Raw genomic sequence first — 13,902 nt, 5'->3', positions numbered from 1 at the left:
TTTTAGCTTGTTTTAATTTAGATTACAACACGAAATAAATCAGTGGTTTATGCCTCGAGATACACTTAAATGCCTAAAAATTGGCTTTGATTTGGCTGCAGATTTTACGAAGAATGGAAGCGTATGTCTACCTATTCCTCACAACTTAGCGAAGAACAACAAGCTGTTGACCGAGCTTATAGCCGTCTAGATGATTTGCGTAATACTATTCGCGCGCGCTTAGACGCTGTGCGCGCGTCAGGTTCGCACGGTTCACCAACACAGCGCACAGAGCGCGACTCATTCGCAACCATGTACGAAGATCGTCTTACACAATTACGAGCTGTTGAAGATCGTCTTGTTTTTGGAAGACTTGATAACACAGAAGGCATTAGGCGATACATTGGTCGCATTGGTTTGCTTAGCGAAAACCATGATCCTATTCTTACAGATTGGCGCGCTGAAGCTGCACGACCTTTTTATGAGGCAACCCCTTCGCATCATGGCGATATTGTTATGCGTCGTCATATTACACTCCGTTTCAGAGACGTTATTGGTGTTGAAGATGAAGTACTTGACATACATTCTGATGAAATAGGAAAAGCTTCACAACAAGGTACTCTTACTGGTGAAGGAGCACTGCTCGCATCTTTAGGTTCTCGCAGAACCGGCAAAATGACTGATATTGTTGCCACTATTCAAGCAGAACAAGATCGAATTATTCGCGCTCCTCTTGATCACACTATTGTTGTACAGGGAGGTCCTGGCACAGGAAAAACAGCTGTTGCTTTGCACAGAGCAGCCTATTTGTTATACACTCACAGGCGCAAACTTGAGCGTTCAGGAGTTCTTATTGTTGGTCCAAGTTCGGCATTCTTGCGTTATATTGATCAAGTACTCCCTTCTCTTGGTGAAACAGGTGTAGTAAGTAGAACTATTTCCGACTTAATTCCTGGAATTTGTGCTACAGATGAAGATTCTCCATACGCAGCAAAATTAAAAGGAATGTATCGTATGCGAACAGTTATTGCGAATGCAATTGCCGCTCGTATTCGCGTTCCTAAAAATCTTCCAACAATTCATGTTGGAGGATTTAGTATTCCTCTTCTAAAAGAAGATATTGAGATAGCTCAATCAGATGCTCAACGGACTCACCAGCCGCATAACCAGGCACGAAATACTTTTATAAAAACCGTGCTCAGCATATTGAAAAATCGTTATTTGGAAAAACTTGATTATGTTCCAGATCAAGCTGAATTAAACGATATAACTTCTCAACTTCGTCTTGACGATAAACTGCGCATTACTTTAAATCTTGCATGGTTACCTATGACTGGAGAATGGCTCATTGACCAACTTTTTGCTAAACCTGACAAATTACGCACATACGCACCTTGGTTAAGCGACGAAGACATTAACTCACTTACTAGACCAAAGGGCAGCCCGCTTACTCGTTCTGATATTCCATTACTTGATGAAGCTATGGAATTGCTCGGTCCTGATCCAAAACTTGACGCTCAAAGATCTGCAGCACAAGCAAAAAAACTTGAAGAACAACAATTTGCAGCTGACACTTTAGCACAAGCTGGTATTGGAAATGGCATAGTAACTGCCGATATGCTTCTTGATAATCTGCAAGGCGACGATGCAGGAATGCTTGCCCGTAAAGCAGCTTCTGACCGCGAGTGGACATATGGTCACGTAGTTGTCGATGAAGCTCAAGAGCTTACAGCAATGGATTGGAGAATGCTTATTCGTCGTTGTCCTTCACGCTCCTTTACTATTGTTGGCGATGTTGCACAAACTTCTGCGCTCGGAGGAACTCACAGATGGCAGAAGAATATGAATTCTCTATTTGGAGAACCAAATTGGGATCTTTACGAGTTAACAATTAATTATCGAAATCCTAGTGAAGTTTCTGAAGCAGCAAGCAAAGTTGCAACAGATTCAGGATTATACATTTCTACTGTTCATGCAGTTCGCTCAGTACCTGATTCACTCGTATCACAAACGGTTGAATCACAAGATGAACTCGATACTGCACTTGCAGAATCTTGTACAAAACTATTCGAAAAATTTGTCTCTGATGATGGTAGTGGTCGTATTGCAATCATTACTCCTAACAGTATGGTTAGCCATGCTAAAAAGGTTGTAAATCAAGCATTAGAACATGCATTACCTGAAAAATTATGGAATCAGTTAAACAAACAAAATGCCGATGATTGCCAATGCAGCGTTTGCACAGCTGAGGAAGTAAAAGGTCTTGAATATGACGCTGTCATAGTGTTGCAACCTTCTCAAATTGAGCAGGAAGCAGCATCTAGACTAACTGCTGCAGCCAATCTATATGTTGCAATGACTAGACCAACTCAAAAATTGCATATAATACGCACTGCAGATGACGCAAATTTTGAGAAATAGAACTCAAAATAATGCAAAAGCGCAGGGAATAGATATTCTGTAACAATAATCGATAAAATTATTATTTTTCTGTTTTACTGCGCTTTAAATCTTCAATGGCATGTTCAAAATCTTCAAGACCTGCGAAGTTTTGGTACACACTTGCAAAACGAAGATATGCAACTTCATCTAATTCACGCAATGGCTTAAGAATAGCTTTGCCAACTTCTTCAGATGTAACTTGCGCTAAACCTCGTGCTCGCAAATCAGCTTCTACTCGCATACCAATTGTCTTTAACGCTTCAGCATTAATGGGACGTCCTTGACATGCTTTGCTAACACCGGCAACAACTTTTGCCCGATCAAAAGGTTCAATAGAGCCTGAACGCTTCATTACAAGCAACTGAGTTGTTTCCACCGTAGTAAATCGATTACCACAAACTTGGCATTCACGTCTACGGCGAATAGAGTAACCATCTTCACTGATACGAGTATCTATAACTTTCGTATCAGAATTCTTACAAAAAGGACAATGCATATATTCAGCATACTAAAAAATAGCGAAAAACTACATAATATTATTCACTTTATTCAAATATTTCCGAATATTATACGATTTTATTGTCCATAATCCGAAATACTCCATAAAACACACTGAATATTACATCATCATTTTCAGTAAAACTTAGCTCATCAGTTTCAATTTCAAATATAGTAATATTTTCCCTTCTCATATTTCCCCCATTTTCATACTATTTGTACTCAATCAACTATTGAGCATCATTTAATGGAACATTAATAGACTGTCCGATAACCAAATCTTCAGAAGAAAGATGATTTAAAGCCATTAAACGCTCTACATTATCTGATATATCACCGTTTTTAGGAGTAATAGTAGCAGCATAATTCCATAACGTATCTCCAGGACGAACTGTATATGTAACAACTCTTTCAGGTATTGCAGAAACAGCAGTCTTTGGCATAAACAATGTACAGAATGTTATTGCTGTCATCAAAAGTACAGTTACACGAAAAACTCTAGTTTTGCGCGCATGCTTATTAGAAACGCAGCGTTTACGAATCAAATAAGTATTTTCTTGCATACCTACTCTAACTTCCCTGCCACTTCTAATTAATGACGTACTCATAATTATCCTTTCTCCTTCCTTAATCGACTGAACATTTGTTCTATCGAACAGATGTATTAATAATGACACATCTGTTCGATAGTTGCAACGGCGTGTCGAACAGATGTTTGATTTTTTTAAGAAAGTGCGTTAAAATAGTAAAAGCGAAAGGAGCACCATGAATAACGATGGCACAAATAACGATAACAATGGCATTAATGCTAGCGATATTAGCACAATGTCACTTACTGACCGCCAACGCAATATTATCAATGCCATCCAAAACAATATAAAAATTCATGGATTCCCTCCTTCTTTCCGCGAAATCGGAGAAGCGGTTGGACTTAGAAGCCCATCTTCTGTGAAACATCAATTGCGAACACTTGAAGATAAAGGGATTTTGCGAATTAATGCAAATAAAGGTCGCGCTATTGAAATTCTTGATAATTCAATTGTTGAAAACAATTCAAATAACAAAATTAATAAAAATTCTTCAAGAGTTGCCAATATTAGCGCATACGAATCTGATTCTGTTATAAATTCTAGAGATGTTCCTCTAGTGGGAAGAATCGCAGCAGGAGCTCCAATAACAGCAGAACAGCATATTGAAGATGTAATGCGATTGCCAGAACGTCTTACAGGTACAGGAAATCTTTTTATGCTTGAAGTACACGGCGATTCGATGATTGACGCCGCTATTTGCGATGGCGATTATGTAGTAGTTAGAGAGCAGCATGAGGCTGTAAATGGAGACATTGTTGCAGCACTGTTAGATAACGAAGCAACTGTTAAAACTTTCAGAAATGATCACGGTCACGTATGGCTTATTCCACATAATCCGGCTTACTCTCCTATTGACGGATCACACGCAACTATTATGGGAAAAGTTGTTACAGTTTTGCGAAAAATCTAACAAATATAACTGCTTAACAAACAATAGAATTTAACACAACAAGTTGCAATTTGTTATTAACTCATAGAGTTAAAGCAGCAGAGAACATAGATGGCAAATCATAAAAAACAAGTTCTAAAACGCAAAACTTAAAACCCAAACCCTAAAAAATCTCCCCACCTATTCACAAACGAACTAAGTGGGGAGATTAATACTTATTTACGCAAGTGGATGCGAATCCTTAATTGTCACTGAAATTTCACGTCCATTTGGAGCTGCATAGCTAACAGTATCACCAGCATGAGCACCCATAATAGCTGCCCCAATTGGAGATTCCGGGCTAATAACGTCATAATCCGTAGCTACAGCAATATCGCGAGAACCAAGAACATAAGTCATTTCTCGACCTGCAAGCTCAAGAGTAACCAAAGAACCATTGCCAACAGTGCCATCCTTCGGTGCTTCAAGAATCTTCGCATTACGAAGCTTTACAATAAGCTCATTAATGCGACCTTCATTCTTTCCTTGCTCTTCACGAGCAGCCTGATAACCACCATTTTCAGACAAATCACCTTCAGCACGAGCTGCAGCAATACGCTCAGTGATTTCTTCTCGATACTCACCTTCACGATGTGCTAACTCTTCTTTTAGTTTGTCATACGCTTCCTGCGTAAGTAAAATAGTTTTTTCTTCAGCCATTGCTACCTCCTTATACAACAATCTCTAAAAATAAAAACTATGCGTTCGTAAATAAAATTCACGCTCTTCTATCAACGAGTTGAAATAATATCAACAACAAATACCAACGTGTCTCCGCCGCCAATACCGGCTTGCGGTATGCCACGAGAGCCATAACCATACTCTGGAGGAATAGAAATCAACAAACGAGATCCAACATTATGACCTGGAACAGTACGATCCCAGCCCTGAATCACTTGACCGACACCAATACCAAAACTAGCTGGAGTATGACGAGCAAAGCTTGAATCAAATGGCTTGTCGCTACCCCAAACCACACCATGATAATTCACAGTTACAGTGTCACCTGCACGAACTACAGGACCATTACCTTCAACTAATTCAACAACTTTAAGGCCTGCTGGCGGTTCAGATTCAGGGAACGTCACCGTTGGCGTAGTGCCAAATTCTGCAATCACTTCTGGCATATCTTGTGCCATATTTCCTCCTTTACAAACTCCAAACAGTATAATCTGAACAGTATAACATCTACACAGACAGCTTTTAACCATCCTGCATTACTAAAGCAGCGCATTTTAAATAGTACATTTAAGTAAATGCACATTCGAATAAATGCAGTTTAGACTAACACTTCCTAGATTAACCTGTCCTAGATTAGCACTGAAACGTTACGTATGTACATGAAATATACGCATTGTGTATAACTTAGCAAAAATTAATCTCAAAACATCAACGAATTAATGCAAAAATATTAGCAAATTAGCACTCAACAACGTTTACAGCTAGCCCACCTTTTGAGGTTTCGCGATATTTAGACATCATGTCATGACCAGTTTCTTTCATAGTCTTAATCGCTTTGTCAAGGCTTACCATGTGCGAGCCATCTCCAAGCATTGCCATTCGAACAGCATTAATTGCTGTATTTGCAGCCATAGCATTGCGCTCAATACAAGGAATTTGTACCAAACCGCCTACAGGATCGCAAGTTAATCCCAAATGGTGTTCTATACCGATTTCTGCAGCATTTTCAACCTGTTCCGGGGTCCCTCCCAACACTTCGCACAATCCTGCAGCAGCCATCGAACAAGCAGAACCAACCTCTCCTTGACAACCAACTTCAGCTCCAGAAATTGAAGCATTTCGCTTAAATAAGTAACCAACAGCACCTGCAGCAAGCAAGAAACGTACAATTCCATCTTCATCAGCAGAATCAACAAATCGCCAATAATACTGCAATACTGCAGGGATAATTCCTGCAGAACCATTCGTTGGAGCAGTAACAATACGCCCACCACCAGCATTCTCTTCACTAACAGCGAGCGCAAAAAGATTAACCCACGCAGAGTCTGAACTTTCTAAAGCAGCATCCGAACGACGACGATTGTTACGAAGCATGTCTGAATTTGCAGCTAAACGCTCATACATGTGAGGAGCTCTGCGAGGCACATCAAGACCTCCTGGCAAAATCGGTTGCTTTGAGTTGCATCCGTTTTCTACACATTTACTCATAACTTTCCAAACATGCAGCAAATAGTTGCGCACGTAGTCAGCATCACCTTCATGCAATGCAAGCTCGTTTTGCCACACAACATCGCTTATTGACATATACTTTTCTCGGCAAATATTTATAAGCTCGTCGCATGAAGTAAAAGGATAAGGTACAGTGGAATCTTTTGTTTGATTTGAGGAGCTTGCAGCATTATCACTACTATTTCCGTTATTACTTTCGCTATTACTTTCGCTATTATTCTCGCTTACACCATTCTTATTGGCATTATTTTCATCTTGCTCAGTAACACGCTCATGCAAGCCAACCATTGCATCATCTGCACACCCTTGACGAATAAATCCGCCGCCAATTGAATACCAAACTTGCTCATCGATTTTATTTCCGTCAGAATCAATTGCAACAAAACGCATTCCATTAGGATGAACAACCATTCGCATCCATTTTTCAAAAATTACGTCCTTATCGTAATCAAAAGCAATAGTATGTTCACCTGCAAGCGTTAAAGTGCCAGTTTTTTTGCATTCCTGACGAATAGTAAGCATATGATCAGTGTCTACATTATCTGGAAGATTTCCTTCAAGACCTGCAACGCAAGCGCGATCAGTGCCATGACCAAGACCTGTTAAAGACAGTGATCCGTAAAGAGTCACACTTACGTGCGCAACGTTTGCAAGACTACCACTTTTTTTAAGCGATGAAACAAACGAACACGCAGCTCGCATAGGACCTACTGTATGTGATGAACTAGGACCAACGCCTACTGAAAACATCTCTAAAATACTAAACACGTATCTATTGTAAGCATCATTAAGCTCACGTCGACACACTAATTACATGAGAAATATGTTAGATTGTTCACTTCTTACTTTGTTTAGATAACAAGTTTGCTAAACTCACGCACACAAACCATAAGATTACAGCTAAAACAACAGCTATAAGCATTACAGTAAACGCGCTTCCTGCAGTCGGCACGTGAATTTCGAAGAATTTTGCAGTAAACGGTATAAAAGCTCCAGCAACTCCAGCTGCAGCAAATAGCGCAACCATAATTCCTCTCCACGAGCGCAACGGCTTGGCAACGCTTGCAAGCACGAGTATGCCGAGAACAAATACGATTACGGAACAAATACTGCGAGTAGTTGCCAAAGCTTGCACGTTTGAGACAATAAAACGAGATGCTATCAAATTATTTGCAACAACATCGTCAAGATTTAATCCCAAAACTCGCGGAGCTATAACAGCAGTAGCGAGCACAGAAGCAGCTATAGCAAATCCGCTAGGAACAGCAAAATGAACAACTCGCTTCAAGAAACCTGGAATGTATCGACGAGTATTAGGTGCTAAAGCGAGCAAAAATGCTGGAATACCAATAGTTAAAGAACCAATATAAGTAATGTGACGAGGCAAATACGGGAAGTGCAACGCTAGAAGCACAACTCCTGCAGAAATAAGCGCAGAATAAACAGTTTTTACAAGGAATAAGCCAGCCACACGTTCCATATTTGCCATCACTTGCCTACCGCGAGCCACAACATCCGGCAAATGCGAGAATCGTGAATCAACAAGAACCACTTGAGCTACAGCTTTTGCAGCAGGAGCAGCATTGCCCATAGCAACGCCCAAATCAGCTTCTTTAAGAGCCAAAGTATCGTTCACGCCATCACCAGTCATAGCAACAACATGACCTTGAGTGTGAAGCGCCTGAACAATCGCTTTCTTTTGATGAGGAAGCACGCGCCCAAGCACATCCACATTTTCAAGCACTTTAGCCAATTCGTTAATATCTTCTGGCAATTTTCTAGCGTCCATTGCAGCAGGCTTGCGATCTCCTGTTAAGCCAACTTTTGCAGCAACAGCCGCAACTGTTGTAGGGTTATCTCCCGAAATTACGCGGCAACGCACACCCTGCTCACGGAACCATTTAAGCGTTTTGCGAGCATCATCACGAATACGCTCAGAGCAGCGAACTAAAGCAATAGGATGAGCATTTACGCAAATAGTTGGAGAATCGCCAAAAGTTTTATCTGTTTCTGTTACGCTACTTACGCTGCTACTATCGCTACTTACTTTTGCAAGCAGCAGCACGCGCTCACCAAGCTCCGCATAAGAATTAACTTTCGCTAAAAGTTCATTAGTATTTGCATAATCAATCGCGCTGAGCAACACTTCCGGAGCACCCATATACCAAGTTGCACGCTCTCCACTGCTTTGTACATATTGCACAGCACTCCACTTTCTAGCAGAAGAGAATGGAAGACGGTTAGATACATGCTGGCTAGCTGCAACTCCTTTAGAGCCAAGCCCTTCCATAATCGCAACACCTGTTGCGTTCGGATTTTCTTCATTTGATAAGTCGAATAAAGCTTGATTGGTTTGCAAGTTGGTCTGCAAAGATATTTCGGCACCACTATTATCTAGATTTTCCACGCCAACGAATGCAATACCACCGTCGGTTATAGTGCCAGTTTTGTCCAGATTCAAGCAGTCTACGCGCGCTAAAGTTTCTACAGATTCCAACTCCTGAACTAACGTTTGCTTACGAGCAAGCCGCATAGCAGCCACCGCAAAATTAAGCGAAGTAAGAAGAACCAATCCTTCTGGAATCATGCCAACAACGCCTGCAACAGCAGAAACAACAGCTCCCCTCCAAGCACCAGTCTGCCAAGCTTCAACAAATCCGCCAACCTTGTGCATTTGCGACCACACAAGCAGCACACACAAAGGCACCACAACCATCGTCATATACTTCAAAATCGTGTTAATTCCACGGCTTAAGTCGGAAATTGTTTTGGTATAAACTTTCGCTTGCGCCGCCAATTTTGCCGCATAACTGTGCTCTCCTACGGCAGTAACACGCGTTAAAGCCATTCCAGAAACTGCAGTAGATCCGGAATAAACGTTATCACCTTTTGCTTTTCGAACTGTAGCAGACTCGCCCGTGAGCATGGACTCATCCATTTCCAAACCCCACGATTCCAACACTTCTACATCCGCTGGAACCTGCTCGCCAGCTCTGAGCCACAAAACATCCCCAAGCACAATATCTTTGTGCGGAATCTCAATATTTTTTCCACCTCTACGCACCATTGCGTAAGACGCCACAAGTATAGAAAGCCTATCCAAAGTGCACTTTGCTTTTAATTCAGTCACAATGCCAATTCCAGTATTTACCAGAATTACCACACCAAAAACAGCATCCTTCCACGAACCAGTGGCAAGCACAACAACCATTGCTGTGAAAATAATCGCGTTAAACAATGTAAACACGTTCGCGCGCACAATATCCATTAAAGAGCGAGAAGTCTGCTTAGAAGTAATATTCACATCTCCGCGAGAGACTGCCTGCGCAACTTCTTCTGTGCTCAAACCAGAAACTTCTACTTTAGGAAGCACCGCAATAGCGTTATTTTTGCTAATTTCTGTAGATGCCATTGCGTTTTGTTCGTTATTTGTCATTTATAATCACTTCCCTACCGTGTGGCGTATTGTCAATTATTGCTCGAACAATGCTTAGCAAAGACGAACGCTCAAATTTTGATTTCTTGCTTTTATTGTTTAAAGATTCGCTATTTTTTGATAAATCAGATTCATGAATATTTTTTCCAATTCCACTTCCATCGCTATCAAAATACAAAGTAGCTGCGTATAAAGTTGCGTCTTTTGGTGCTTTTACAGGATTTATTAACGCAACTGGCACTCCAGCGTAACGCGCGTATTGCAGCGCAGAAATCCATGCTTTGCTTTCGTTTTGTTTATTGCGAGTGCTGTTATTAAGCTTGTTATTCTCTTTTATATTTGATTGATTATTAGCGTTATGCGGATCGTCAACGCCTGTTACGTCGAGCGCGTCTATAAGTATTAATGAAACAGGTTGCTCGCTTGCAGCGCGAATAGCTTGCTGAGCCGCTTCGTTGGGATTAATAACATTTGATAGTGGCACATAAGAAGCACTCAATTTTGACGTTTTACAATGCTTCATAACTTCGTCATCAAGCGCAGCTAATTTTGAACCAATCACAAGAAGATGAATATCATCAATATCCACACCATCGTGGATTATGTCTCCAACGCGACCAGTATTCCCAACAGCTTTACCCTGCGGCTCGCAAGCACCCAACGTGCTCAGTGCTAAAGCAGTTACGACAGCAGTCGCAAAAATAGTAATAGCGCGTTTAGAAAACATAAGACTTTTATATACCACACCTTCAACATAAGTGGTGGTTTGGCAAGTTTCAACATTATCGACCGATTATCCTACCCCTTTTCAAGTAGTTCTGCTACTTTTGCTGAGTCTCCTTGCTGTATTTAATCATAATGAAACTACACCTCCCAAATTGGTACTTTTAGTTCAAATTCAGAGATGCAGTTCAACGCATACGCAGGCTCTACAAACTAAATCCTCCCATTTTGTTATCTGTAGCTACATTTTGATTCTATAGTGCTAATTTCTATTCCCAATAATTTCTTAGTAATATTTCTAACATCACTCTTATTCAATAAACATTTTGGACCAATACATATTTTTTCTATAATATCTGGAGTAAAGTTTAGTTTAACAAACTCAGTAATGTTATCATTCCCAATAATTCTAAAATCATGTTCTAATGATTTTAAAGACAATCTTTCAGTAAAAGCATCATGATTGTTAACTATCTTTTCAAATTTCAAATCGTCACAATAAATAAGGCGTATTTCTTTTTCTTCAGCAAAAGCAGGATTTTTATATTTCACAAGTTCAGGAATTAATTCATGTAAAAACACCTCTATTTTTTCTTCTCTCTTTGTAATATTTTGCTCACTAATCACCGTATTTATTGTGTCTGCTACACATTCAACATCACTTTCTATATCATCATGAACCACACTATCCGTATAAATTACTTTTTTAAACAATAAATTATCGAATTTTGTCAATTTTTCTAAATTAAATCCTATTGAAACTCCTTTTCCATCATCGGCATATCCTTTCCACTGACTTAACATATCTGATTCTTCAGAAAAACAGCAAATATATACGCTGTTCTGTCCTTTAGATTCTAGTATTTGCATTAATTCTTCGCATGTAAAATCTAGACACGAACGATTTGTCATCCCATGGTAAAGCGATCCTGATGCTTTAAATCCGTCATTTGAATTGTTTCTTTCATCATTTAGTTTATCAATATACCATTTTATTTCTAAATTATCATTCATTTTTAGTGGATCTGAAAGATAAATAGATTTATTCTTAATAATATTCAAAAATGTGCTTAAAGAACAATAATAGTAACCTATCATATATACTATCCTCTAATAAAATTCATTTGTTTATTCATCTTGCCAAGCATATCTAATTCACATCTTACACTTTTAGAATTAGATTATCTCATTTTAATTTATTTTCGCACTATTACTCAATACACTGTTCTTATATCAACGAATTTTTCTTTTACTTTTATAGTATTATAAATAATCTATGATTTTATATTTTATCTATGTTGTATTATCAAATAAAAAGATTCTTCTTCTATAGGTTGATAAACAAATTAAATTTATAAAACTAATTTCTTCTGTTGCACGATTTTAGTTCCAAATACTTTAAAATTCACTACTGCATTTAGATGAATAAACTTATAAACTTCCCAATTAAATGTCTTAGTTGCTTCACCTGTTCATTTGCTCATATGTTGTTTAAATAGTTTATTCTCTGTAAGCTCATCTAGCATAAGATGATAATCTTCTACACTTTTGTTAATTAATTTTTTAATTCTTCTAGAGCTCTGAAGCATAAATATTTGTAAATCATTGATATAATTCACCAATTGACTTCCACTTAAATTCAGATATATAGACTCTTTGACTTATAAACTAAGATTCCACTAATTAAAATTAGAGTATAGAGAATTAAAGTATAGCAAAAATAACTCAACCATTGACACCACATGTAACACCACTTATACTCTTATAAAACTTTCAAAAAATTATCAGAATATAAAATCAAATATGACTAAAACAAATAAATCTAGCAAAAATATCTCTCACAAAAATAAGTCCAAAACACTAACAAATAAAAGACTCAGCTACTACATGTCACTCCCATACAAGCTGGAGATTGTAAAAGATCCAGATGAAGGCGGATTTGTGTCCTACTACCCTGATTTGCCAGGATGCATAAGTTCGGGAGACTCCGAACAGGAAGCAGCAGCAAATGCACAGGACGCTAAACACGCTTGGATTGAAGCAGCTCTTGAAAGCAAAATCAACATAAAAGAGCCGTCTTACCATGAGCTGAATGACTATTCTGGTCAATTCAAACTGCGTCTCCCTAAAGAATTACACAGGCAATTGGCTGAGCAATCTCAAGCAGAAGGCATAAGCATGAACCAGTATTGCGTGTATCTTCTTTCGCAAAATAACGCTATTGAACGCGTTCTTGAGCGAGCGTAGAGAATAAATACTGCATACTAATTATTAGCAATTACTTACAAATTAAAGATTTGCTGGCGATTAATCTGCAATCACTTGCAATCATCCGCAATTACTTGCAGCGCAACTTCAATACCTCGAAGCATATCAACTAAACTCATAGAACTCGTAGTAGGCTTATCAAGAATCTGCTCAGGCAAATATGGAACGTGAATAAAACCACTCTTAATCGGCAATTTTTTAGTCTGGCAATAATGACAAACACTGTAAAGCACGTCATTACACACGTACGCGCCAGCAGAAAAAGACACAGACGCCGGCAATTTTGCTTTATTTAAAGCATCAACTATGTTCACAACTGGCAAAGTCGCTTTATAAGCCACATCACCATCCTGCACAACAGGCTCATACCAAGGCTTATACCCACTATTATCCGGTATACGCGCAGCTCTACAGTTAATGCCAACATACTCAACGTTAAAACAAGCAGAACCACCAAATTGCCCTAATGAAAGCACAGCATTAGGGTGAACTTCCTCTATTTTCTCAATAACTTTTTGCGCGCCCTTGCTAAATTCCGTAGGAATCTGCAAACGAACAAGTTCCACACCCTCAGGCGCATGCACTGATTGCGCAATCTCCCACGACGGATTTATAGACTCATTATTAAACGGCGTAAAACCAGTAATCAAAATACGCATCACAATACCCCTTCATACGAATATCACTTTATAAAACATTAAAACGCATCACAAAAAACTGTACATATGTGAATGTCACTGTATATAAACTGTATACAAACTTCAGGATTCAACTACGTAATTCATGTTCGCAAAAAGATTAGTGATAGTCAGATTGTGAAATAACCACACAACTCCCTCACAACACGC

The 13,902-nt window shown here is 39.1% G+C and carries 12 protein-coding genes; 3 read left to right on the top strand and 9 right to left on the bottom strand.

Features of this window, described 5'->3' with window-relative positions; all coding sequences use genetic code 11:
* Positions 1 to 123 precede the first annotated feature (123 nt).
* Positions 124 to 2,400 carry a HelD family protein gene (locus tag K9E37_RS06020; protein WP_076002773.1) on the top strand — a complete coding sequence of 759 codons (2,277 nt, stop codon included), beginning with the start codon at positions 124 to 126 and terminating at the stop codon, positions 2,398 to 2,400.
* 61 nt (positions 2,401 to 2,461) lie between these two features.
* On the opposite strand, the gene nrdR is transcribed toward K9E37_RS06020, so the two are convergent.
* Together nrdR and K9E37_RS06010 are read right to left on the bottom strand one after the other, a co-directional pair.
* Positions 2,462 to 2,917 carry a transcriptional regulator NrdR gene (gene nrdR, locus K9E37_RS06015; RefSeq protein WP_012914031.1) on the bottom strand — a complete coding sequence of 152 codons (456 nt, stop codon included), beginning with the start codon at positions 2,915 to 2,917 and terminating at the stop codon, positions 2,462 to 2,464.
* Positions 2,918 to 3,149: 232 nt separating this feature from the next.
* Complete coding sequence (locus K9E37_RS06010; RefSeq protein WP_012914030.1) at positions 3,150 to 3,527, bottom strand: LysM peptidoglycan-binding domain-containing protein; 378 nt, start codon at positions 3,525 to 3,527, stop codon at positions 3,150 to 3,152.
* A 217-nt stretch (positions 3,528 to 3,744) separates the two neighbouring features.
* Here K9E37_RS06010 and lexA point away from each other — a divergent pair, with 217 nt between their 5' ends.
* On the top strand, positions 3,745 to 4,419 hold the full coding sequence (lexA, locus tag K9E37_RS06005) for a transcriptional repressor LexA (RefSeq protein WP_100066613.1): 675 nt from the start codon (positions 3,745 to 3,747) through the stop codon (positions 4,417 to 4,419).
* Positions 4,420 to 4,617: 198 nt separating this feature from the next.
* Here the strand turns inward: lexA and K9E37_RS06000 are convergent, their stop codons facing one another.
* The 6 genes from K9E37_RS06000 to K9E37_RS05975 form a co-directional block, all read right to left on the bottom strand.
* On the bottom strand, positions 4,618 to 5,097 hold the full coding sequence (locus tag K9E37_RS06000) for a GreA/GreB family elongation factor (RefSeq protein WP_004110818.1): 480 nt from the start codon (positions 5,095 to 5,097) through the stop codon (positions 4,618 to 4,620).
* A 71-nt stretch (positions 5,098 to 5,168) separates the two neighbouring features.
* Positions 5,169 to 5,576, bottom strand: coding sequence for an FKBP-type peptidyl-prolyl cis-trans isomerase (locus K9E37_RS05995; RefSeq protein ID WP_004107148.1), 408 nt, complete (start codon positions 5,574 to 5,576; stop codon positions 5,169 to 5,171).
* A gap of 280 nt (positions 5,577 to 5,856) precedes the next feature.
* On the bottom strand, positions 5,857 to 7,377 hold the full coding sequence (locus tag K9E37_RS05990; RefSeq protein WP_248893252.1) for an L-serine ammonia-lyase: 1,521 nt from the start codon (positions 7,375 to 7,377) through the stop codon (positions 5,857 to 5,859).
* 85 nt (positions 7,378 to 7,462) lie between these two features.
* Positions 7,463 to 10,063: an HAD-IC family P-type ATPase gene (locus K9E37_RS05985; protein WP_248893251.1), complete on the bottom strand. Its 2,601-nt coding sequence runs from the start codon at positions 10,061 to 10,063 to the stop codon at positions 7,463 to 7,465.
* A complete protein-coding gene (locus K9E37_RS05980) occupies positions 10,053 to 10,790 on the bottom strand; it encodes a hypothetical protein (protein ID WP_338085953.1) in 738 nt (245 codons plus the stop codon). The genes K9E37_RS05985 and K9E37_RS05980 overlap by 11 nt, the downstream gene beginning before the upstream one ends.
* Positions 10,791 to 11,017: 227 nt before the next feature.
* The gene (locus K9E37_RS05975) at positions 11,018 to 11,884 is read right to left on the bottom strand and encodes a DUF2971 domain-containing protein (RefSeq protein ID WP_012914025.1); all 867 of its coding nucleotides are present in this window, start codon (positions 11,882 to 11,884) and stop codon (positions 11,018 to 11,020) included.
* Between the two features lie 705 nt (positions 11,885 to 12,589).
* On the opposite strand from K9E37_RS05975, the gene K9E37_RS05970 reads away from it, so the two are divergent.
* Positions 12,590 to 13,033 carry a toxin-antitoxin system HicB family antitoxin gene (locus tag K9E37_RS05970; RefSeq protein WP_248893247.1) on the top strand — a complete coding sequence of 148 codons (444 nt, stop codon included), beginning with the start codon at positions 12,590 to 12,592 and terminating at the stop codon, positions 13,031 to 13,033.
* A gap of 71 nt (positions 13,034 to 13,104) precedes the next feature.
* Here K9E37_RS05970 and K9E37_RS05965 read toward each other — a convergent pair whose 3' ends face one another.
* Positions 13,105 to 13,713 carry a pyroglutamyl-peptidase I gene (locus K9E37_RS05965; protein ID WP_116773780.1) on the bottom strand — a complete coding sequence of 203 codons (609 nt, stop codon included), beginning with the start codon at positions 13,711 to 13,713 and terminating at the stop codon, positions 13,105 to 13,107.
* Positions 13,714 to 13,902: the final 189 nt, after the last annotated feature.

Origin of the sequence: Gardnerella swidsinskii (genome assembly GCF_023277705.1) — a bacterium.
GTDB lineage: Bacteria > Actinomycetota > Actinomycetes > Actinomycetales > Bifidobacteriaceae > Bifidobacterium > Bifidobacterium swidsinskii.
This window is presented reverse-complemented; position numbering and strand designations above follow the sequence as displayed.

Bases quoted from the DNA above. Each gene is read 5' to 3' on its own strand.
- K9E37_RS05975 (WP_012914025.1), bottom strand. From the start codon at position 11,884: ATGATAGGTTACTATTATTGTTCTTTAAGCACATTTTTGAATATTATT.
- K9E37_RS05985 (WP_248893251.1), bottom strand. From the start codon at position 10,063: ATGACAAATAACGAACAAAACGCAATGGCATCTACAGAAATTAGCAAA.
- K9E37_RS05965 (WP_116773780.1), bottom strand. From the start codon at position 13,713: ATGCGTATTTTGATTACTGGTTTTACGCCGTTTAATAATGAGTCTATA.
- K9E37_RS06010 (WP_012914030.1), bottom strand. From the start codon at position 3,527: ATGAGTACGTCATTAATTAGAAGTGGCAGGGAAGTTAGAGTAGGTATG.
- K9E37_RS05980 (WP_338085953.1), bottom strand. From the start codon at position 10,790: ATGTTTTCTAAACGCGCTATTACTATTTTTGCGACTGCTGTCGTAACT.
- K9E37_RS05970 (WP_248893247.1), top strand. From the start codon at position 12,590: ATGACTAAAACAAATAAATCTAGCAAAAATATCTCTCACAAAAATAAG.
- nrdR (WP_012914031.1), bottom strand. From the start codon at position 2,917: ATGCATTGTCCTTTTTGTAAGAATTCTGATACGAAAGTTATAGATACT.
- K9E37_RS05995 (WP_004107148.1), bottom strand. From the start codon at position 5,576: ATGGCACAAGATATGCCAGAAGTGATTGCAGAATTTGGCACTACGCCA.
- K9E37_RS06020 (WP_076002773.1), top strand. From the start codon at position 124: ATGTCTACCTATTCCTCACAACTTAGCGAAGAACAACAAGCTGTTGAC.
- lexA (WP_100066613.1), top strand. From the start codon at position 3,745: ATGTCACTTACTGACCGCCAACGCAATATTATCAATGCCATCCAAAAC.
- K9E37_RS05990 (WP_248893252.1), bottom strand. From the start codon at position 7,377: ATGTTTTCAGTAGGCGTTGGTCCTAGTTCATCACATACAGTAGGTCCT.
- K9E37_RS06000 (WP_004110818.1), bottom strand. From the start codon at position 5,097: ATGGCTGAAGAAAAAACTATTTTACTTACGCAGGAAGCGTATGACAAA.